This window comes from Pseudomonas sp. NPDC087346 (assembly GCF_044744235.1).
Classification (GTDB): Bacteria; Pseudomonadota; Gammaproteobacteria; order Pseudomonadales; family Pseudomonadaceae; genus Aquipseudomonas.
In genome coordinates this window covers 17,122-37,160 of record NZ_JBIUXX010000026.1, presented here as the reverse complement: position 1 = coordinate 37,160, position 20,039 = coordinate 17,122, and the positions used below count along the sequence as shown (strand labels likewise).

Sequence of the window (20,039 nt, the reverse complement as noted above, 5' to 3'; positions counted from 1 at the left end):
TCCTTACCGGTTTTTCCGTTGGGGAGGGGTCAATCGGTGCCGGCCAAAATGGCCGGTACTCTGAAACTGACCCGGTGCAGTTGTGGGAGTTTTAGAACGATAAGTTATAAGGGCCGGCGGCTGACCAGTGGCCATTCGCCGTTTGTTACTTGCCGCGGATTAACCTGCGCAAGGCGAAACGATTGGGATGGCAGGCTTCGGCCACGCTTCTGGGCAGCGGCAATGGCTCGTTCTCCAGCCATGCCGCGAGCAGTTCGCCGGACAGCGGCGCGGTGATCAGCCCGCGTGAGCCGTGGCCGCTGTTGACGTATAAACCGTCGAGCCACGGGCATTCGATGTCTGGAACCTGTCGCGCGTCTTTGCTCAGCGCCGCATAGGCCTGATCGAAGGCTTCGCGGTCGGCCAACGGACCGACAATCGGCAAATAATCCGGGCTGGTGCAACGGAACGCGGCGCGCCCCTCAAGCTGTTCGGGGTCCTGCTCGCTGATATTCAGGCGTGAGACCAGGTCGTGGGAGATTTCTTCGAGCATTGCCAGATTGCCCAGATGTTCGGCGGTGGTCGGCGTCAGGTCTTCACTGTTGAAGTCGAAACTGGCACCCAGCGTGTGCTCACCCAAACGGGCCGGGGCGACATAACCTTCGGCACACACCACGGTGCGCAGCGCCTGACTTTGCTCGGTTTCGGACAAGCAGGTGATCTGTCCGCGAATGCGCTTGAGGGGCAAGTCGGCACTCTGCGCAAAACGCTGAATCTCGGCGGCACCGGCCAGCACCACCACCGGGGCGGCGGCGAGCAGACGTTCACCGTCGAACGCCTGCCATTGATCATCGACCTTGCGCAATTGCAGCACATCGTGATGTTGCAGCAGGGTGATATTCGGTTGTGCAGCTTGTGCCTGACACAGTGCTGGCGGATGCACCCAACCCCCTTCGGGGTAGAACAAACCGCCATGGGCCAGAGCGATGCCGGCCTGCACTTCGGCTTGCGGCTGATCGAGCCAGTGCACCAGATCTTCCGGGAACGCCTCGGCCAGTTGCGCCTGACGCTCGGCTTCCTTGGCATTGAACGCCAGTTGCAGCACGCCGCAATCTTCCCAATCCGTGCCACGTTGCAGGGACTCCAGCAGACGTCGGGTGTAGCCGAAACCGCTGACGATCATTTGCGAAAGCGTTGTGCCGTGCGCGGACAACTTCAGATAAAGCACGCCTTGCGGATTACCCGACGCTTCGCGGGCCACGGCGTCATGCCGTTCCAGCAAACTGACCTGCCAACCGCGAGCAGCGAGGCTAGCGGCGCTGGCGCAACCGGCCAGACCTGCACCGATCACCAGCGCCCGACGTTCACCGGTCAACGGTGCAGGACGGGCGAACCAAGGTTTGGCCGGGACCGGTGGCGCGACATCCTGTGGCCAGCCGAGAAACTCGCCGCGCAGGATTTCCCACTTGTGACCGATGCCCGGCGTGCGCTTCATCTTGAACCCGGCGGCGTTGAGCAAGCGCCGCACCCAACCGGTGCTGGTGAAGGTGCTGATGGTCGAGCCGGGCGCGGCCAGTCGCGCCAGTTCGACGAACAGTTCGGCGGTCCACATGTCGGGGTTTTTCGCCGGGGCAAAACCGTCGAGGAACCACGCGTCGATCTGCGCGTCGAGTTGCGGCAGTTGTTCCAGTGCATCGCCGATCATCAACGTCAGCGTCACTCGACCGTTGGCCAAGGTGATGCGCTGAAAACCCTGATGAATTGCCACATAGTGCGTGAGCAACTGATCGGATAATGGCTTGAGATCCGGCCAGAGCGCCAGTGCCCGTTGCAGATCGGCGGGGCTGAGCGGGTACTTTTCGACGCTGACGAAATGCAGCCGCGCACCCACCACCGCGTGTTGTTCGAACAACTGCCAGGCGCAGAGAAAATTCAGCCCGGTGCCGAAGCCGGTTTCGCCGATCACTAGTCGTCCATCCGCTGGCAACGCGGCAAAACGCTCGGCCAGACGGTTCTGTTCGAGGAACACGTAGCGGGTTTCATCGAGGCCCGACTTGTCGGAAAAATACACGTCATCGAACACCCGCGAATGCGGGCGTCCCTGATCATCCCAGTCGAGTTGGGCGTGGGGCATTACAGGTTTCATGGCAGGCTCGGCAACGGCAAGGCGGCCATTCTAGCCGATCGCGCAGGGGGCGCTTGATCCATGGCAAGGTGGTGGCCGGGCATGTCGTGGAAAATGCCAAAAAATCGCGATCATCCGCTAGTCTTGCTGAACCCTGTAAGGAGCTGTCCCATGTTCGAATCCGCTGAAATCGGTCACGCCGTCGACAAAGACACTTACGAAGCTGCCGTGCCCGCTCTGCGTGAAGCGCTGCTTGAAGCTCAGTTCGAGTTGCAGCAACAAAAGCGTTTTCCGGTGATCATTTTGATCAACGGCATCGAGGGCGCGGGCAAGGGCGAGACCGTCAAGCTGCTCAACGAGTGGATGGACCCGCGCCTGATCGAAGTGCGCACCTTCGACCAGCAGACCGATGAAGAGCTGGCGCGGCCACCGGCATGGCGTTACTGGCGGATGTTGCCGGCCAAGGGGCGGATGGGGATTTTCTTCGGTAACTGGTACAGCCAGATGTTGCAGGGTCGGGTGCACGGACTGTTCAAGGACCCGCGTCTGGATCAGGCGATCAACGCCGCCGAGCGTCTGGAAAAGATGCTTTGCGATGAAGGCGCGCTGATCTTCAAGTTCTGGTTTCACCTCTCCAAGAAACAGATGAAGGCACGGCTCAAGGCTCTGGCCGATGACCCGCTGCACAGCTGGCGCATCAGCCCGCTGGACTGGCAGCAATCGGAGACCTACGACAAGTTCGTCAAGTACGGCGAGCGCGTGTTGCGCCGCACCAGCCGCGACTATGCGCCGTGGCACGTGATCGAAGGTGTGGACGCCCCTTATCGCAGTCTGGCGGTCGGCAAGATTTTGCTCGAAGGCCTGCAAAGTGCGCTGAAACGCCAGAGCATCCAGACGCACGATGTCACCGCTGCGCCGCTGGGCGTGGCGGTCGATCAGTTGAACCTGCTCGACAGTCTCGACCTGACCCGGCGTCTGGACAAGAAAGACTACGAAGAGCAATTGATCACCGAGCAGGCGCGTCTGTCGGGGTTGATGCGTGACAAACGCATGCGTCGACATGCGCTGGTGGCGGTATTCGAAGGTAACGATGCGGCAGGCAAGGGCGGGGCGATCCGCCGTGTCGCCGCCGCGCTTGATCCGCGCCAGTACAACATCGTGCCGATTGCCGCGCCGACCGAAGAAGAGCGCGCGCAGCCATACTTGTGGCGGTTCTGGCGGCACATTCCGGCGCGGGGCAAGTTCACCGTATTCGACCGTTCCTGGTATGGCCGGGTGCTGGTGGAGCGGGTCGAAGGCTTCTGCAGCCCGGCGGACTGGATGCGCGCCTACAGCGAAATCAACGACTTTGAAGAGCAGATCGCTGATGCCGGGGTAATCGTCGTCAAGTTCTGGCTGGCAATCGACAAGGACACGCAAATGGAGCGCTTTCAGGAGCGCGAGGAAATCCCGTTCAAGCGCTTCAAGATCACCGAGGACGACTGGCGCAACCGTGAAAAGTGGGACGTTTATCGCACGGCAGTGGGCGACATGGTTGATCGCACCAGCACCGAAATTTCCCCGTGGACGCTGGTCGAGGCCAATGACAAACGCTGGGCCCGGGTCAAAGTGTTGCGCACAATCAATCGCGCACTCGAAGAGGCTTTCGAGCGTTCCGACAAGCACGAGAAAAAACACAAGAGCTGAGCCGATGGACCCGCATACGCGAGGTGAATGATTGTCGCGGTCGGCGCCGGGGTGGACTTATGCTCGAGTCCACTCTCAACCGATAACAACAATGAGGTATGCCATGCGTGAAGTGGTGATCGTCGACAGCGTACGGACCGGCCTGGCCAAATCCTTTCGCGGCAAGTTCAACCAGACCCGCCCTGACGACATGGCGGCGCATTGCGTCAACGCGCTGCTGTCGCGCAACGACATCGACCCGGCCAGCGTCGAGGATTGCATCGTCGGTGCCGGCTCCAACGAAGGCGCGCAGGGCTACAACATCGGCCGCAACGTCGCGGTGCTCTCGCAGTTGGGCACTGGCGTTGCCGGGATGACCCTCAACCGTTTCTGTTCTTCCGGGTTGCAGGCGATTGCGATTGCCGCGAACCAGATCGCCTCGGGTTGCAGCGACATCATTGTTGCCGGCGGCGTCGAATCGATCAGCCTGACGATGAAAAGCGTCAATACCGACCACCTGATCAACCCTTTGCTTAAACAACAATCGCCGGGCATCTATTACACGATGGGCCAGACCGCCGAAGTCGTCGCGCGGCGTTATGGCGTCAGCCGTGAAGCGCAGGATCGTTACTCCCTGCAAAGTCAGCAACGCACCGCGCAGGCACAAGCGGCGGGGCTGTTTGCTGACGAAATCGTGCCGATGTCAGTGAAGTACCGCGTTGAAGACAAGAACACCGGCGAGGTGCAGATTCTCGACGGCATCGTCGATCACGATGACTGCAACCGCCCGGACACCACTTACGAAAGTCTTGCCGGGTTGAAACCGGTGTTTGCTGAAGATGGCTCAGTGACTGCTGGCAACTCGTCACAACTGTCCGACGGCGCCTCGATGACGCTGGTGATGAGCCTGGAAAAAGCCCTGCAACTGGGGCTCAAGCCGAAAGCGTTTTTCCGTGGTTTCACCGTGGCCGGTTGCGAGCCCGATGAGATGGGCATCGGCCCGGTGTTCTCGGTGCCGAAACTGCTCAAGGCCAAGGGTTTGCAAGTGGCGGATATCGATTTGTGGGAACTGAACGAGGCGTTCGCGTCGCAGTGTCTGTACAGCCGTGATCGGCTGGAAATCGATAACGCGAAGTACAACGTCAATGGCGGTTCGATTTCCATTGGTCACCCGTTCGGCATGACCGGGTCGCGGCAGGTCGGGCATCTGGTGCGTGAGCTGCAACGGCGCAATCTGCGTTATGGCATCGTGACCATGTGCGTGGGTGGCGGGATGGGCGCGACCGGGTTGTTTGAGGCGGTGCGTTAAGCCCTGAGAAGTTTGTTGTCAGTCCAATAGCTGGCTCCCACAGGTTTGGTGTTCAGCACAAAAACCTGTGGGAGCCAGCCTGCTGGCGATTGGTATCAACACTATTCAAGGGCGGGAATCGAGCAGTTGCATCCGCGCAATGTAGGCCTTGATCTCTTGCTCAGCGGTCTCGGCACTGTCGAACGGCCCTTCAAGGGTGTTTTCTCGCGTGCTGAAATACAGATCTCCATTGACCCGGCAAATTCGATCACTGCGAAAGTGCGTGGCGGGGGCCGCGTCCTGGGCGCGCATGGCTAACATGGCAAGTCTCCTGAAAAGGCCATGAATGAGTTCGATCAGCTTATGCCTGAAGCACTTGGCGTGCCCTGCCAGCCGATCAACGGCAGTGCGCCAATAAACCGTTGCGACCTGCACAGTTTCATTCGCGGCCTGGCCTGAACTGTCCCTGTGTCGCATCAGCCTCTGCGCCTAGAATGAGCGCTCTTGTCAGCAGGCTTTTGGGGTTCACATGCACATATCTTCCGGGCGCTGGGTGTATGGATTGTTCCTCGCGCTGCTGACCGCGTTTCTCTGGGGAATCTTGCCGATCAAACTCAAGCAGGTGTTGCAGGTGATGGACCCGTTCACGGTCACCTGGTATCGCCTGATGGTTGCCGGTGGCTGCCTGTTTATCTATCTGTCGTTGGCCAGGCGTTTGCCGAGCCGCAAGGTGCTTGGACCCAAGGGAGGCTGGCTGGTGCTGATGGCGGTACTCGGTCTGGTCGGCAACTACGTTTTGTATCTGATGGGCTTGCAGTTGCTCAGCCCCGGCACCGCGCAACTGGTGGTGCAGACCGGGCCGATCATGTTGCTGATCGCCAGTGTGTTTGTGTTCAAGGAGCGTTTCAGCATCGGTCAGGGTGTCGGCCTCGCGGTGCTGTTGATCGGTTTCGTGCTGTTTTTCAATCAGCGTCTGGCGGAGTTGCTGACCTCGCTGTCGGACTACACCGCTGGCGTACTGCTGGTGCTGTTGGGTTCGACGGTCTGGGCGTTTTACGCGCTGGGGCAGAAGCAATTACTGACGGTGTGGAATTCGCTGCAGGTGATGATGGTGATCTACCTGTTCTGCGCGCTGTTGCTGACGCCGTGGGTGCATCCGCTGGAAGCGTTGGAGTTGAGTCCGTTGCAGGGCTGGTTGCTGCTGGCGTGCTGCATGAACACCTTGATTGCCTATGGCGCATTTGCCGAGGCGCTGGCGCATTGGGAGGCGTCGCGGGTCAGTGCGACGTTGGCGATTACGCCGTTGGTGACTTTTGGCGCGGTAGCGATTGCGGCCGAAGTCTGGCCGGATTATGTGCATGCCGAGCAGATCAATGGTCTGGGGTATGGCGGGGCGGTGCTGGTGGTGTTGGGTTCGGCGCTGGTGGCGTTGGGGCCTTCGTTGATTGCCGGGCTCAAGGCGCGACGGGCACGGGTGGTTGCCAGTTAGACCGCGTTATCGTTCATCGCGAGCAGGCTCACTCCCACAGGGAAATGCGATCCCTTGTAGGAGTGAGCCTGCTCGCGATGGCTGACTTTAAGGTGCTAAAGATATCAGCCCTTGGCGCCAGCCTCGGTCATATTCTCTGGTCGAACCCACGCATCGAACTCTTCATCGGTCAGATAACCCAGCTCCAGCGCCGCCTCACGCAAGGTCAGCCCTTCGCCGTAAGCCTTCTTGGCGATTTCCGCCGACTTGTCGTAACCGATATGCGGATTCAACGCCGTCACCAGCATCAAGCCACGCTCCAGATGCTGGGCCATGACCTGCGCATCCGGTTCGAGCCCGGCGATGCAATGCTGCTGGAAGTTGCTGCAACCATCGCCGAGCAGGCGGATCGATTGCAGCAGGTTGTGGATGATCACCGGTTTGAACACGTTCAGCTGCAAGTGACCCTGACTCGCGGCGATGCCGATCGTCACGTCATTGCCCAGCACTTGGCAGGCGAGCATCGACAGCGCTTCGCACTGGGTCGGGTTGACCTTGCCGGGCATGATCGAACTGCCCGGCTCGTTGGCTGGCAGGCGTACTTCGGCAAAACCTGCGCGCGGGCCGGAGCCGAGCAGGCGCAGGTCGTTGGCGATTTTCATCAGCGCCACGGCCAGGGTTTTCAATGCGCCGGAGAGGGTGGTCAGCGGTTCGTGCCCGGCCAGTGCGGCGAATTTGTTCGGCGCAGTGACGAAAGGCAGGCCCGACAGCGCCGCCAGTTCAGCGGCAATCGCCTCGCCAAAACCATGCGGCGAATTCAGCCCGGTGCCGACTGCGGTGCCGCCCTGTGCCAGTTCGCAAACGGCTGGCAATGAGGCGCGAATCGCCCGCTCGGCGTAATCCAGTTGCGCTATAAACCCGGACACTTCCTGTCCGAAGGTGATCGGCGTGGCGTCCATCATGTGCGTGCGGCCGGTCTTCACCAGTTTCATGTGGCGGGCGGCCAGTTCGGCGAGGCCGCCGGACAGCTCGGCAATCGCCGGCAGCAGTTGTTCCTGCACGGCGCGGGCGGTGGCGATGCTCATGGCCGTGGGGAAGCAGTCGTTGGAACTCTGCGAGCGGTTGACGTGATCGTTCGGGTGCACCGGCGTCTTGCCGCCGCGTGGGTTACCGGCCAGTTCGTTGGCGCGGCCGGCGATCACTTCATTGACGTTCATGTTGCTCTGGGTGCCGCTGCCGGTCTGCCAGACCACCAGTGGAAACTGGTCGTCGTGTTGGCCGTCGAGGACTTCGTCGGCAGACTGTTCGATCAGGCGGGCGATGTCGGCGGGCAGATCGCCGTTGCGGTCGTTGACCCGGGCGGCGGCTTTCTTGATCAGGGCCAGGGCATGCAGCACCGGCAGCGGCATGCGTTCCTGACCAATGGCGAAGTTGATCAGCGAGCGTTGCGTCTGAGCACCCCAGTAAGCGTCGTCCGGGACCTCGATCTGGCCCAGGCTGTCGGTTTCGATACGGCTCATCGTGCACACTCCTGTTGGTCTGTTTGCGCAGTTTAGGCCCGGTTCGGCCCAGGTGGTTCCATCAACCCGATTGTTGACCGGTAAAACCCGGTCAATCAAGCGCCGCAAGGCCCGGGGGTTGAGCCGCAGCGATTTTTAGGCGCAGAATGGCCCCCCTTGGGGTTTTACCTCGCCTGCTAGAAAAGGAAACTCGATGACTCGTCTTCGTGCCATCTGCACCGCGGTTGCACTGGTTTGCGCCAGCGGCCAGGTGCTTGCCGATACCGCCAGCCACAACGCCAGTGCCGAAGCTTTCCTGACCCTGGCACACGCTGACAAACTGGGCACTCCGGTGTACATGCAAGTGCAGCAGATGTTTGCCCAGCGTTTTGAACAGACCAAAGCCCCGGAAGCCAAGAAAGCCGTACTGGAAACCTACCAGGCCAAGGCCAACGCTGCGCTGGACCAGGCCATTGGCTGGAACAAGCTCAAGCCTGACATGGTCAAGCTCTACACCAGCAACTTCAGCGAATCCGAGCTGAAAGACCTGGTCGCGTTCTACCAGTCGCCACTGGGCAAGAAAGTCCTGGAAAAAATGCCGCAGCTGACTCAGCAATCGGCCCAGATGACCCAGGCCAAGCTGGAAAGCGCAGTGCCTGTCGTCAACAAACTGTTGGATGACATGACCAATGAGCTGGCTCCGAAAGGCGCAGCTCCGGCCAAGAAGAAGTAATCAGCGGAGTTCGGTATGACCATGCAACAACGCATCGAATCGACGCTGGGCCTGTTACAGCCCGAGCATCTGCAAGTGCTGGATGAAAGCCACATGCACAGTCGCGGGTTACAGACCCACTACAAGGCTGTGGTGGTCAGCGCGCAGTTCGACGGCTTGAACCGGGTCAAGCGCCACCAGAAAGTCTACGGCACGCTCGGCGAGCTGATGGGCGAGTTCCATGCGTTGGCGCTGCACACCTACACCCCGCAGGAATGGGCAGAGATCGGCGCCGCCCCGGCGTCGCCGACCTGTGCCGGCGGTAGCAAGCACTGATAGATCTGCCGGCTTTTTGTAGTGAGGGTATTGGGTGAGGGGCTGTGGTGGTGAGGGGATTTATCCCCGTTGGGCTACGAAGTAGCCCCAAAACCCTTCAATCCCTTTTCTCCAGTTGAACCTCAGTTACCGGGTTTACGACTGCTGCGCAGCCGAACGGGGATAAATCCCCTCGCCACAGAGTTTCGACAGATCCTAAAACCGTCGTGTTTTTGCTAGAATCCGCAACGCGCCGCTAACCCGGCGCGTTTTTTTTCGTATCCGGTTCACCCTTTACGAGGGTAGCCACCTGGAGAAACACCCATGACACAACCGATTGTCGTGGCGGCACTGTATAAGTTCGTCACCCTCGAAGATTACGTCGCCCTGCGCGAGCCATTGCTGCAAGCGATGGTCGACAACGACATCAAAGGCACCTTGCTGATCGCCGAAGAAGGCATCAACGGCACGGTTTCCGGCACCCGCGAAGGCATTGACGGCCTGCTGGCCTGGCTGAAGAACGACCCGCGCATGATCGACATCGATCACAAAGAATCGTATTGCGACGATCAGCCGTTCTACCGCACCAAGGTCAAGCTCAAGAAAGAGATCGTCACCCTCGGCGTCGAAGGCGTGGACCCGAACAAAAAGGTCGGCACCTACGTTGATCCGCAAGACTGGAACGCGTTGATCAGCGACCCGGAAGTGCTGTTGATCGACACGCGCAACGATTACGAAGTGTCGATTGGCACCTTCGAAGGCGCCATTGATCCGAAAACCACCAGTTTTCGCGAATTCCCCGATTACATCAAAGCCCACTTCAACCCGGCCGTGCACAAGAAAGTCGCGATGTTCTGCACCGGCGGCATTCGTTGTGAGAAGGCATCGAGCTACATGCTCACCGAAGGCTACGAAGAGGTTTACCACCTCAAGGGTGGCATTCTGAAGTACCTCGAAGAGGTGCCGCAGGAAGAGACCAAATGGCAGGGCGACTGCTTTGTGTTCGACAACCGCGTGACCGTGCGTCACGACCTGAGCGAAGGCGACTACGATCAATGTCATGCCTGCCGCACACCGGTCAGCGTTGAAGATCGCACCTCTGAGCATTACGTGGCCGGCATCAGTTGCCCGCATTGCTGGGACAAGCTGAGCGAGAAAACCCGCCGTAGCGCCATTGATCGGCAGAAGCAGATCGAACTGGCCAAGGCGCGCAACCAGCCGCACCCGATCGGCTACAACTATAAGCAAGCATCCTCCGAGGCCTGAACCATGTCTGCGCGCCTGCTCTATGTGATGGACCCGATGTGTTCCTGGTGCTGGGGGTTCGCTCCGGTAGCCAAGGCTCTGGTCGAGCAGGCTCAGGCGGCGGGTGTCGAGTTGCATCTGGTGGTCGGCGGACTGCGCACCGGCAGCGGTGCGGCACTCGAACCGACCACTCGACGCTACATTCTCGAACACTGGCAAGCGGTCACCGAGGCCACCGGCCAGCCGTTCAAGCTTGAGGGCGCGTTGCCTGACGGTTTTGTCTACGACACCGAACCTGCCTGTCGCGCCATCGTCACCGCGCGCAGTCTTGCGCCGGATTGCGCGTGGAAACTGGTCGGGCTGATCCAGCAGGCGTTTTACGCTGAAGGCCGCGACGTCACCCAGGCCAGCGTGTTGGTAGAGCTGGCCGAGCAGGCCGGCGTGCCGCGTATCGAATTTGCCGCTTTGTTCGACCATGCCGATCAACACAAAGCGACCCAGGCTGATTTCAGTTGGGTGCAGGATCTGGGCATTGCCGGTTTCCCGACCTTGCTCGCCGAGCGCGATGGACAACTGGCGTTGCTGACCAACGGCTATCAACCGCTCAGCGAACTCTCACCGCTGCTTGGCCGCTGGCTGGAGCGCGCAGCCTGTGCCTGACCTGGCCGATGACACGCCAGCCGTAAAGCGTGTCGACCGGCTGAGCTGGGCAGAAGTCCGGCGACTGGCACTGCATCATAAAAAATCCCTGTGGATCGCCAACGGCGTGGCCGTACTGGCGACGCTGTGCAGCGTGCCGATTCCGTTGCTGCTGCCATTGCTGGTCGACGAAGTTCTGCTCGGTCACGGCGATTCAGCGCTGAAAGTGATGAACCAGGTGCTGCCGAGTATGTGGCAGCAGGCGGCGGGTTATATCGGTCTGATGCTGGTCGTTACCCTGACCCTGCGTTGCTGCGCGTTGTGCTTTGGCGTATTGCAGGCGCGGCTGTTTGCGCGTCTGGCCAAGGACATCGTCTATCGCATTCGCGTGCGCCTGATCGAACGCTTGAAGCGAATTTCCCTCGCCGAATACGAAAGCCTCGGCAGTGGCACGGTGACCACGCATCTGGTCACCGATCTGGACACTCTCGACAAGTTTGTCGGCGAAACCCTCAGCCGTTTCCTGGTGGCGATGCTGACGCTGGTCGGCACCGCTAGCATTCTGATGTGGATGCACTGGAAACTGGCGCTGCTGATTCTGCTGTTCAACCCGTTGGTGATCTACGCCACGGTGCAGTTGGGCAAACGGGTCAAACACCTGAAGAAGCTGGAGAACGACAGCACTGCGCGCTTCACTCAGGCATTGAGCGAAACCCTCGATGCGATCCAGGAAGTGCGCGCGGGCAATCGTCAGGGCTTCTTCCTCGGACGGCTCGGTCTGCGGGCGCAGGAAGTGCGTAATTACGCAGTCAATTCGCAGTGGAAAACCGACGCTTCGAACCGCGCCAGCGGCTTGCTGTTCCAGTTCGGCATCGACATCTTCCGTGCGGCAGCGATGCTCACCGTGCTGTTCTCCGATCTGTCGATCGGGCAGATGCTCGCGGTGTTCAGTTACCTGTGGTTCATGATCGGCCCGGTCGAACAACTGCTGAACCTGCAATACGCCTACTACGCGGCGGGCGGGGCGCTGACGCGAATCAACGAACTGCTGGCGCGCGCCGATGAGCCGCAATACCCGGGCGGCGTCGATCCGTTCAAGGGGCGCGACACTGTAGGCATCGAAGTGCAGGGCCTGAGTTTTGGCTACGGTGATGAACTGGTGCTGGACCAGATGAACCTGTCGATCGCCCCCGGTGAAAAGGTTGCGATTGTCGGTGCCAGTGGCGGCGGCAAAAGCACTCTGGTGCAACTGTTGCTGGGCTTGTACACGCCATCGGCCGGGACCATCCGTTTTGGTGGTTCGACCCAGCAGGAAATCGGCCTGGAGACTGTGCGTGAAAACGTCGCGGTGGTGCTGCAGCATCCGGCGCTGTTCAACGACACGGTACGGGCCAACCTGACCATGGGCCGGATGCGCAGCGACGAAGACTGCTGGCAGGCGCTGCAAATCGCCCAGATGGAAGCGACCATTCGCGCCTTGCCCGATGGACTGGACAGCATCGTCGGGCGCTCCGGCGTGCGCCTGTCCGGCGGCCAGCGGCAACGGCTGGCGATTGCGCGGATGATCCTCGCCGAACCGAAAGTGGTGATTCTCGACGAGGCCACTTCGGCCCTCGACGCCGCCACCGAATACAACTTGCATCAGGCCATGGCGCGGTTCCTCAGTGGCCGCACCACGTTGATCATTGCCCATCGTCTGTCTGCGGTGAAGCAGGCGGATCGGGTGCTGGTGTTCGACGGCGGGCAAGTGGCCGAGGACGGCGATCACCAGCAACTGATTGCCGATGGCGGACTGTACGCCAAGCTCTACGGCCATTTGCAGCGGATGTAATCAGCCCCACAGCACTTGCAGCGCGTTTTCCCCACCTTCATGGCCGAACTGTTTCATCACCACCGAACATGACTCGCACGGACGCATGGTGGTGGCAATGTCGACCGAGCGTATCTGCGTGGGGTCGGGATACTTGTCGCGGATCATGCGGATCAGTTTGCTTTCGCTGTCGAGCGAAGTCGGCCGGATAGTCTGTGCCGGTTGATAGGTTTTCAGATCCTTGATGGTCAGCGGCACGGCCAGTAATTGTCCTTGTGGTGTCACCTCCAGCGACGTTCTCGGGAGGGCCTGGTTGTAATCAACGTTGATGTAGGTGGTCTGGCCGACACGCACATGATGGGCGCCCATGTGCCGGAACAGCGGCAAGTGCAACGTGCTGCCCTGAGCGCCGGAAACGCTGACATAGATCTCTCGTTGACCGCCGATAGTGGTGACTTCGGCGAAAGCAATGTTCCGGGCATTGACCGGCCGCTCGCGCATCGGCAACAGGTTTTGCAATTTTTGCATGGTGCCATCGATGCGTAGCGCCGCGTTGGCATTGGCTGGTTGAATCGTTGGCGACAAAAACAGCGTGTCGAAAATTTCTGCAGTTTTCTGCCGAAAGGCTTCCGGTGCTTCCTTGCTTCGCGCCCAGGTGGCGGCGCCTTCGGGCAGGCGGGTGACAATCATCCGGGTCGAGTGATCGAACATCAGCGCCTCACCCGGACTGGTGTCGATCTTTAACCATTTCATATTGTTCGCAGGCCGGGAGTTGGTGCCAATGGGAATGGCGATCTGCTCCATGGTGTGCATGGCACGCTGTACCGATTCGAGGCCGTGAATGCGCACAATGTTGTTGGCGTTCAGCGAGCCGGTATACACCGTCAATAATTCTGCGCCCAGCGTGCCATCCGCCAGTTCCGCCAGCGACAGTCGATTGAATGTCAGTTGATTGCCGGGAATCTGCCCTTGGCGCAGCGTCGCCAGATAGTATTCATTGCTGTTGATCCTGAAGAACACATGGGAGGCGGTGTCATCAATCGCCGGCACCAGCACCGCGCCGACCTGATGTGAATCGTTGATCCCGTCGTATGTTCCACCCGTCTTGATGCGCGCATAGATACCTTTTCGAAACTGCAGCGTGGCCTGAAGCTGTTGCCTGGGCACCAGCCTGCCGCCGCGAAAGCCGAAGCGGGTGAGGTTGCCGGTGCATAAGACCGGCCGGTTATCGATGATTCGGTAAAGATTGGCGTCGACCGCGAGGAACGTTCCATCCTGACGAGCAAGACTGGCCGGTTCCGAGACCCGTTCGCCGAACCACGGGGCGTAGCCCTTCTCCTTGTCGATCGAACCGAGGGCCGGGGTCGGCGCGGGTTCGTCGGTGATATAGCTGACGCGGCAGTCGCGTGCGCCCCCCGGCGCCCGGCGAATGCGACATGGCAGTAATGTCCAGTGACGACTGTCATCGAGCAGATCGGTTCGGCGTAATTCATCGCCGTCGAGTCGATAGGGCGCGTCGTCGATCATTACCGTGGTGCGCCCATCAGCTTCGGGCAGGTGTTGCACCCGAGTCTTTTCCGGAAGTTCGATGATGATCTGATCATCGGCTTTTTTTATGCCGCTGTAGTGAGAGCGCCCTGGTGAAAAACCGTGATCAAGCTCCGTCAGACGAGGGCCGTACGGTCGATCGGTCAACGGATCGAGCAGATGAAAACTTACACCACGGTCTGAGACATTACGTACTGGAACATCATCGATACCTTTGACTACCGCAAGCTGATCGGCGTGGGTCAGTGGCTTCCAGCGTCCGGCGCCAAGCGACTGCGGGAGGCTGTGCAGCAAATCATATTCACCGGCTCTGCCCGCCAGCCTTTTCAGACGCATCAGAGAACGGTTTTCAAGATGCGCCGCAGCACGCACTGCCCCTCGCAAACCACGACCTCCAAGCTTGAGTAGCGCAGGCGCAGCGTCCAGCGGGTTGAAGTTGCGCAGGCTGGAGACCAGCAGGGTTTTCGACAATTGCGCCATGCGCGGTAGTGCTGCACGAATGGCTATTTTTCCGGACACGCCGATCAGACGAATGCTGCCGGCGACGAACTTGCCCAGAGGAATGGCGAAAGAAACGATATCGAGCAATAAGCCGACTACACCCAGCGCACGTTTACCAGGATCGGTGGATTGCAGATCCTCGAAGCTGCCCCAGAACGGGATAAATGCCTTGAGTGCGTGAGCCCAGTGTTTTTTGCTGCTGTCGCGTTCGAAGCGCGTTTCTCCCCACGCTTCGCGGCGCAGTGCCTGTTCATCGACGTAAAACAGTTGAGCGGCCACGAAAGCGGCGATTTGCCCGGTTCGCGCCGAGGTCAAGGTCAGGTTCGGCGTGCTGTCATGATGGGCTGGCGGGATCGCAGAGGGCAAGAAGGCAGAGCCCAAAGGCTCAAGGATTGCGCGACACCTGGCGCCGGGTTTGGGGATAGAACCGGTCTTGTGTGCCTCCCGGTCGAACGGCAGGTGGCGTGAGGCGATACGGGTAATGCTCTGGCCTCGGGTTCTTCCGCGTTTTGGCGGGAGTGGCTGCAGCAGCAAACCGCCTATATGCGAGACCGTCAGATCCGGTCGCTTGCGTATTTTGCCGGCGCGCGGCAGGCACTCGTAGAATTGTGGCGGACCGTGATAGGTGACTTGCAGCACGAATCCCATGCGAGCCCTGTGCGGCATCATATTGTCGGCAGTTTCAAGGTGAACCGGGATGTGGCGTGTCTCATCCCTGAGACTGAGAACTTTCACCTCGCCATGTTCCAGGGCCTGGCGATCTGCCCATGGCAGTGTGACCAGTTGGCACTTGATCAGATATTCATAGGCGTTTCTGGCCCGGGCCAGGTAATCGTTGAACTGCTGGTCGAACAACTTCTTGATATCCGGCAAAGTGCGATTGCGTGGAAAACGCGATAGCAGGCGACCGGAGCCCTTGTTTTCGACAAATCCGGAGATCAGCTCCCGGTCCTTGGTCAAGCTGATCCATTCGCTGGCGCTCCTGCCGTCGCTGCTGACGTACCACCGGGTATCTGGCTCCAGTCCTCCGGATGCATAGACTTCCAATAGCGGCCAAATGGTCAGCGCCACATCCGGGGTACCGATGATGCTGCGTCGGGAGCGATTGGCCGGTAAATGATGATGGCGTTTCAGATGAATCTTCGTCTGGTCGTAGAGGTCATTGGCCAGCACCCGTGCCAATTGCTGTTTTGCCAATGACAGCCGTTGTGGCGGTGCGACATCCAGATGCAAGATCGCCTTGTTCAACTGAGATTCGTGATCTTCCAGTGCTTGCATGGCTCGGCGCCCGGTTTGCGGTTCGTCCGTTGGCGCCAGCGCCCCGGTCGCCAATGCCCAGGTCAGCGCGGCTGGGGCGCGGGTCACGGCAATCAGGGCCTGCAAATCGACACTGGCGTTTACGGATTTTTTCAGAGGCAAGTCGATCAGTTGTTGGAAGGTCAGATAGTGCAACTGCTCTGGATCGAGAGCATGGGCGAGGTGGGCGCCATGCACGAAATTAACCCAGACAGTCGAAGAGGCGTACGGCAGATCCTCGGGAATGTCACGCACCTGAAACTCAGCGGGAAATAGCGCAAGGCACACACTTCCCAGCAAAGCGGTTTCGATTGGCGTCGAGGTTCGATTCGAGTCCTCAAGGTGTTGTAGAAAGTCCCGGCGAATGGTGGCGTAGCTTTTTCCGTAGTTGGCCTGTTGCTCCAGTGTAAAACCGGCCACTTGGGTGGAACTGTCAAGGCGCGGCAGGTCATACCAGACACACAACGCTTCGAGCAGTAATTGCGCGGCGATGTCGGGGAGGGTTTGTTCGCCCGGTCTGGCACCGTACCAATCGATTTTTTCCAGCAGGAGTTGGCCCAGATCTCGAGCCATCGGGGTGTCGAGCAGACGCTCCAGGCATGCAACAGGCTGGCTTTGCAACTGCTTGGGGGTCAACGGTGGGCTCACCTCGCTGGCAAGGCTGTCTATCGCTGTCAGGGTTTTTCCTGTGAGCCAATCGCCGAGAACGTCGTGAACGAGGGCTTTGTCGTCGTCGGTCATCAAGGCAGCGTAGGACGCGCCTTGTTGCAGCTTCAGTCGGTGACGGGCGCGGCGTTCCTCGACTTCGTCAATCAGCTCGGTCAGTGCGCCGGCATTCGTTTTAGGCGGTAGTGTGAAGCCAGACGCACTCAATAGTTGCGACAGCGTCAGCAGCCTGTCGGAACGCAGGTGTGTGCCTATACTGAGCAACGCGCGCTGAAACTCTCGAACCTTGGCGGATGCTTTTGTAACGTCCTTGATGATGTGCGTGGCTACGCGCTCATCGTGGTATGCGAAGGTGAAACTGCATTGGTCAGACACTGCGTCTACTTGCATCAGCAACCCTTTGGATGCTTGCAGGTGTGCGGTCAAATGTGGCTCGCCAACATCGTCGAACAGGGCCTGAAGCAGAGTTTGCGCCTGATCGTGCGCCACGCCGAGGCGCGAATGTGGCTGGGGCGGCAGGTAATAGCTGTCCAGCGCGGTGTCGGCTTTTTGCACTGCGCGCAAGGCAGTCAATATCATGCGCGACTCTGTCTGTTGGGCATTCTGGCGTTGCAGCGGGGATATCGGTGATTGCATGAGAAACAGCTCCGCATTGATTGGAAGCTGTCAGTGTCGAAGCATCAAGTGCTCTCGGTGCGGTACATATGTATCGCGGGTTGCAGTGTCCTGGCTTGCCGTAAGGGGGATCGCCCCCTAGGCTAGCTTTAGCGGTCTCCTCTTGATGATGCAATGCGTGCGCAAAGGACCTCATGAAGCAAAAAAGGACTCTCGGAACGCCACGGTTGTTGGGCATCGTCTGGCCATTTATTGCCGTTGTGTTATTTCAGGCGTTACTGGGGGGCGTGAGTCTTTACGTCCTGTCGGCCGTACGCGGTTACGTCGCTGGCGAGAGCCTCTGGTCCAAGGGCCAGAAAGACGCCATCTACTACCTCAATCTGTATGCCGACAGCCGTGACGAGGCAATTTTCCTCAAATACAAGGACGCGATTGCGGTGCCGCAGGGCGGACATCAATTGCGCCTGGCACTCGACCATCAACCGCCGGATCTGCAAGCAGCACGCGAAGGCATTCTCAAGGGTGGCAACCACCCGGACGATGTTTCGAGCCTGATCTGGCTGTACCTCAATTTCCGTCATTTCAGTTATCTGGAAACCGCCATCGACCGCTGGACGGTGGGCGATGCCTATCTGGTCGAACTGGACAATGTCGCCCGCGAGATGCACCAGGGCATCAGCGAGAATGCCGCGACCCCGGCCGATATCCACCGCTGGAAGGAACAGATCTTTGCCATCAACGACGGCGTGACCCCGGCGGCCAAGGCATTCAGCGATGCCTTGGGCGAAGGCTCACGGATGATTCTGCGACTGTTGCTGTTCACTAACCTGGCGACAGCGGCGGGGCTGATTCTGCTGGCGCTGTTGCGCACCCATAAACTGCTTAAACAACGCCACGCCTTTGCCGAGGCGCTGCAACTGGAGAAAGATCGCGCGCACATCACTTTGCAGTCGATTGGCGACGGTGTGATCACCACCGACGTCAGTGGTGCAATCGAATACATGAACCCTGCCGCCGAAGCGATGACCCATTGGAAAGCCGAACAGGCTGCCGGTCTGCCACTGGCGGCGCTGTTCAACCTGCTGGATGACAATGCTCAGGCCGAGGGACTGACCCTGATCGAACACATTCTCAGCGGCGGGCTCAGTGGCGGCAGCGAGCATTCCAAACTGATTCAACGACTGGATGGCAGTACCGTGTCAGTCAATCTGGTGGGCGCGCCGATCCGCCATGCCGACAAGGTCAGCGGCACCGTACTGGTGCTGCATGATATGACTCAGGAGCGGCAATACATCGCCAACCTTTCCTGGCAGGCGACCCATGATGCGCTGACCGGGCTGGCCAACCGTCGCGAGTTCGAATATCGCCTGGAGCAGGCGCTGCACAATCTCACGCGCCAGGTCGGGCGCCATGCGTTGATGTTCCTTGATCTCGACCAGTTCAAACTGGTCAATGACACCTGCGGCCATGCTGCCGGTGACGAGCTGTTGCGGCACATCTGCGCGCTGTTGCAGTCCGGTCTGCGCGAAGGCGACACCCTGGCGCGGCTCGGTGGTGACGAGTTCGGCATTCTGCTGGAGAACTGTGCACCAGAGGCGGCGGAAAAGATTGCCGAAATTTTGCGGCAAACCGTGCAGAACCTGCACTTCGTCTGGAAGGGCAGGCCGTTCCTGACCACCGTGAGTATCGGTCTGGTGCACATCGCGCAGACCCCGACCACCCTCGAAGCTTCGCTGCGCGCCGCTGATATGGCCTGCTACATGGCCAAGGAAAAGGGTCGCAACCGGGTGCAGGTCTACCACGCCGACGATTCGGAATTGTCCCTGCGCTTCGGCGAAATGGCCTGGGTTCAGCGCCTGCACATGGCGCTGGAAGAAAACCGCTTCTGTCTGTACGCCCAGGAAATCGCTCCGCTGGGCGCTGCTCCAGGGGGCGGCGGCCACATCGAAATCCTCTTGCGCCTGCATGATGAAGCCGGACGCATGATTCTGCCCGACAGTTTCATTCCGGCGGCAGAGCGTTATGGCCTGATGAGTCAACTGGATCGCTGGGTAGTCGAGAATGTTTTTAAAGTAATTGCCCAATGTATAAACGAAGAGCGCGAAGGCCCTTTGGCAATGTGTGCGATTAATCTTTCAGGCATTACTATCGGAGATGACGCGTTCTTGCACTTCCTGCGTGAACAGTTTGTTAACTACGCTATACCGCCTGAAATGATTTGTTTTGAAATCACCGAAACCAGTGCTATTGCGAATCTGGGAAGTGCAATTCGATTTATTAACGAACTCAAAGGCTTAGGTTGTTACTTCTCACTGGATGACTTTTGCGCCGGTATGTCTTCGTTCGCTTATCTGAAACATTTGCCTGTAGACTTCCTGAAGATCGACGGGAGTTTCGTAAAGGATATGCTGGACGACCCGATTAACCGCGCTATGGTCGAAGTGATCAATCACATCGGGCATGTCATGGGTAAGCAGACCATTGCCGAGTTTGTTGAAACGGCCCAGATCGAGCAGGCATTGCTTGAAATCGGGGTGGATTACGCTCAGGGTTATGTCATAGAACGCCCGCAATTGTTTACCTGCGACAGTTTGCAAAGTCGGCCCGCCAGACCGCAGCCGTTGTTATTCAAAGCGCCTGGCACGTTCCGTTGAAGTCTTTCGCCGAT

At 59.4% G+C, this 20,039-nt stretch carries 13 protein-coding genes; 9 read left to right on the top strand and 4 right to left on the bottom strand.

From position 1 onward, the window contains the following. Nucleotides 1-145: 145 nt before the first annotated feature. Nucleotides 146-2,125, bottom strand: a complete 1,980-nt coding sequence (mnmC, locus tag ACIOZM_RS16810) for a bifunctional tRNA (5-methylaminomethyl-2-thiouridine)(34)-methyltransferase MnmD/FAD-dependent 5-carboxymethylaminomethyl-2-thiouridine(34) oxidoreductase MnmC (RefSeq protein WP_401215859.1) — start codon at nt 2,123-2,125, stop codon at nt 146-148. 150 nt (nt 2,126-2,275) lie between these two features. Between mnmC and pap the strand changes: the two genes are divergently transcribed. Further along, on the top strand, nt 2,276-3,790 hold the full coding sequence (pap, locus tag ACIOZM_RS16805) for a polyphosphate:AMP phosphotransferase (protein ID WP_401215858.1): 1,515 nt from the start codon (nt 2,276-2,278) through the stop codon (nt 3,788-3,790). Between the two features lie 103 nt (nt 3,791-3,893). Further along, the gene (locus tag ACIOZM_RS16800) at nt 3,894-5,078 is read left to right on the top strand and encodes a thiolase family protein (RefSeq protein ID WP_401215856.1); all 1,185 of its coding nucleotides are present in this window, start codon (nt 3,894-3,896) and stop codon (nt 5,076-5,078) included. 105 nt (nt 5,079-5,183) lie between these two features. Here ACIOZM_RS16800 and ACIOZM_RS16795 read toward each other — a convergent pair whose 3' ends face one another. After that, a complete protein-coding gene (locus ACIOZM_RS16795; protein ID WP_401215855.1) occupies nt 5,184-5,378 on the bottom strand; it encodes a DUF6316 family protein in 195 nt (64 codons plus the stop codon). A 208-nt stretch (nt 5,379-5,586) separates the two neighbouring features. Here ACIOZM_RS16795 and ACIOZM_RS16790 point away from each other — a divergent pair, with 208 nt between their 5' ends. Further along, the gene (locus ACIOZM_RS16790; protein WP_401215854.1) at nt 5,587-6,546 is read left to right on the top strand and encodes a DMT family transporter; all 960 of its coding nucleotides are present in this window, start codon (nt 5,587-5,589) and stop codon (nt 6,544-6,546) included. Between the two features lie 104 nt (nt 6,547-6,650). Here ACIOZM_RS16790 and ACIOZM_RS16785 read toward each other — a convergent pair whose 3' ends face one another. After that, nucleotides 6,651-8,045: a class II fumarate hydratase gene (locus ACIOZM_RS16785; protein ID WP_401215853.1), complete on the bottom strand. Its 1,395-nt coding sequence runs from the start codon at nt 8,043-8,045 to the stop codon at nt 6,651-6,653. Between the two features lie 193 nt (nt 8,046-8,238). On the opposite strand from ACIOZM_RS16785, the gene ACIOZM_RS16780 reads away from it, so the two are divergent. The 5 genes from ACIOZM_RS16780 to ACIOZM_RS16760 all read left to right on the top strand — a co-directional run bounded on the left by ACIOZM_RS16780 (nt 8,239) and on the right by ACIOZM_RS16760 (nt 12,766). Next, on the top strand, nt 8,239-8,757 hold the full coding sequence (locus tag ACIOZM_RS16780) for a DUF2059 domain-containing protein (RefSeq protein ID WP_102354097.1): 519 nt from the start codon (nt 8,239-8,241) through the stop codon (nt 8,755-8,757). 15 nt (nt 8,758-8,772) lie between these two features. After that, nucleotides 8,773-9,072 carry a BolA family protein gene (locus ACIOZM_RS16775; protein WP_401215851.1) on the top strand — a complete coding sequence of 100 codons (300 nt, stop codon included), beginning with the start codon at nt 8,773-8,775 and terminating at the stop codon, nt 9,070-9,072. A 303-nt stretch (nt 9,073-9,375) separates the two neighbouring features. Next, nucleotides 9,376-10,317 carry a rhodanese-related sulfurtransferase gene (locus tag ACIOZM_RS16770; protein ID WP_401215850.1) on the top strand — a complete coding sequence of 314 codons (942 nt, stop codon included), beginning with the start codon at nt 9,376-9,378 and terminating at the stop codon, nt 10,315-10,317. Nucleotides 10,318-10,353: 36 nt separating this feature from the next. After that, entirely contained in the window at nt 10,354-10,956 is a 603-nt protein-coding gene (locus ACIOZM_RS16765; protein ID WP_401215963.1) for a DsbA family protein, read from the top strand. After that, the gene (locus tag ACIOZM_RS16760) at nt 10,949-12,766 is read left to right on the top strand and encodes an ABC transporter ATP-binding protein (RefSeq protein ID WP_401215848.1); all 1,818 of its coding nucleotides are present in this window, start codon (nt 10,949-10,951) and stop codon (nt 12,764-12,766) included. Before ACIOZM_RS16765 ends, ACIOZM_RS16760 begins: the two co-directional genes overlap by 8 nt. Here ACIOZM_RS16760 and ACIOZM_RS16755 read toward each other — a convergent pair whose 3' ends face one another. Continuing rightward, nucleotides 12,767-17,335, bottom strand: a complete 4,569-nt coding sequence (locus tag ACIOZM_RS16755; protein ID WP_401215847.1) for a hypothetical protein — start codon at nt 17,333-17,335, stop codon at nt 12,767-12,769. Between the two features lie 230 nt (nt 17,336-17,565). Here ACIOZM_RS16755 and ACIOZM_RS16750 point away from each other — a divergent pair, with 230 nt between their 5' ends. Next, complete coding sequence (locus ACIOZM_RS16750) at nt 17,566-20,025, top strand: EAL domain-containing protein (protein ID WP_401215845.1); 2,460 nt, start codon at nt 17,566-17,568, stop codon at nt 20,023-20,025. The last annotated feature ends 14 nt before the right edge of the window (nt 20,026-20,039 follow it).

What these genes read in the sequence shown, in the direction of transcription:
- ACIOZM_RS16800 (WP_401215856.1), top strand. Translation starts at nt 3,894, where the DNA reads ATGCGTGAAGTGGTGATCGTCGACAGCGTACGGACCGGCCTGGCCAAA.
- ACIOZM_RS16755 (WP_401215847.1), bottom strand. Translation starts at nt 17,335, where the DNA reads ATGATATTGACTGCCTTGCGCGCAGTGCAAAAAGCCGACACCGCGCTG.
- pap (WP_401215858.1), top strand. Translation starts at nt 2,276, where the DNA reads ATGTTCGAATCCGCTGAAATCGGTCACGCCGTCGACAAAGACACTTAC.
- ACIOZM_RS16785 (WP_401215853.1), bottom strand. Translation starts at nt 8,045, where the DNA reads ATGAGCCGTATCGAAACCGACAGCCTGGGCCAGATCGAGGTCCCGGAC.
- ACIOZM_RS16795 (WP_401215855.1), bottom strand. Translation starts at nt 5,378, where the DNA reads ATGTTAGCCATGCGCGCCCAGGACGCGGCCCCCGCCACGCACTTTCGC.
- ACIOZM_RS16765 (WP_401215963.1), top strand. Translation starts at nt 10,354, where the DNA reads ATGTGTTCCTGGTGCTGGGGGTTCGCTCCGGTAGCCAAGGCTCTGGTC.
- ACIOZM_RS16775 (WP_401215851.1), top strand. Translation starts at nt 8,773, where the DNA reads ATGACCATGCAACAACGCATCGAATCGACGCTGGGCCTGTTACAGCCC.
- ACIOZM_RS16750 (WP_401215845.1), top strand. Translation starts at nt 17,566, where the DNA reads ATGAAGCAAAAAAGGACTCTCGGAACGCCACGGTTGTTGGGCATCGTC.
- ACIOZM_RS16790 (WP_401215854.1), top strand. Translation starts at nt 5,587, where the DNA reads ATGCACATATCTTCCGGGCGCTGGGTGTATGGATTGTTCCTCGCGCTG.
- ACIOZM_RS16770 (WP_401215850.1), top strand. Translation starts at nt 9,376, where the DNA reads ATGACACAACCGATTGTCGTGGCGGCACTGTATAAGTTCGTCACCCTC.
- ACIOZM_RS16780 (WP_102354097.1), top strand. Translation starts at nt 8,239, where the DNA reads ATGACTCGTCTTCGTGCCATCTGCACCGCGGTTGCACTGGTTTGCGCC.
- mnmC (WP_401215859.1), bottom strand. Translation starts at nt 2,125, where the DNA reads ATGAAACCTGTAATGCCCCACGCCCAACTCGACTGGGATGATCAGGGA.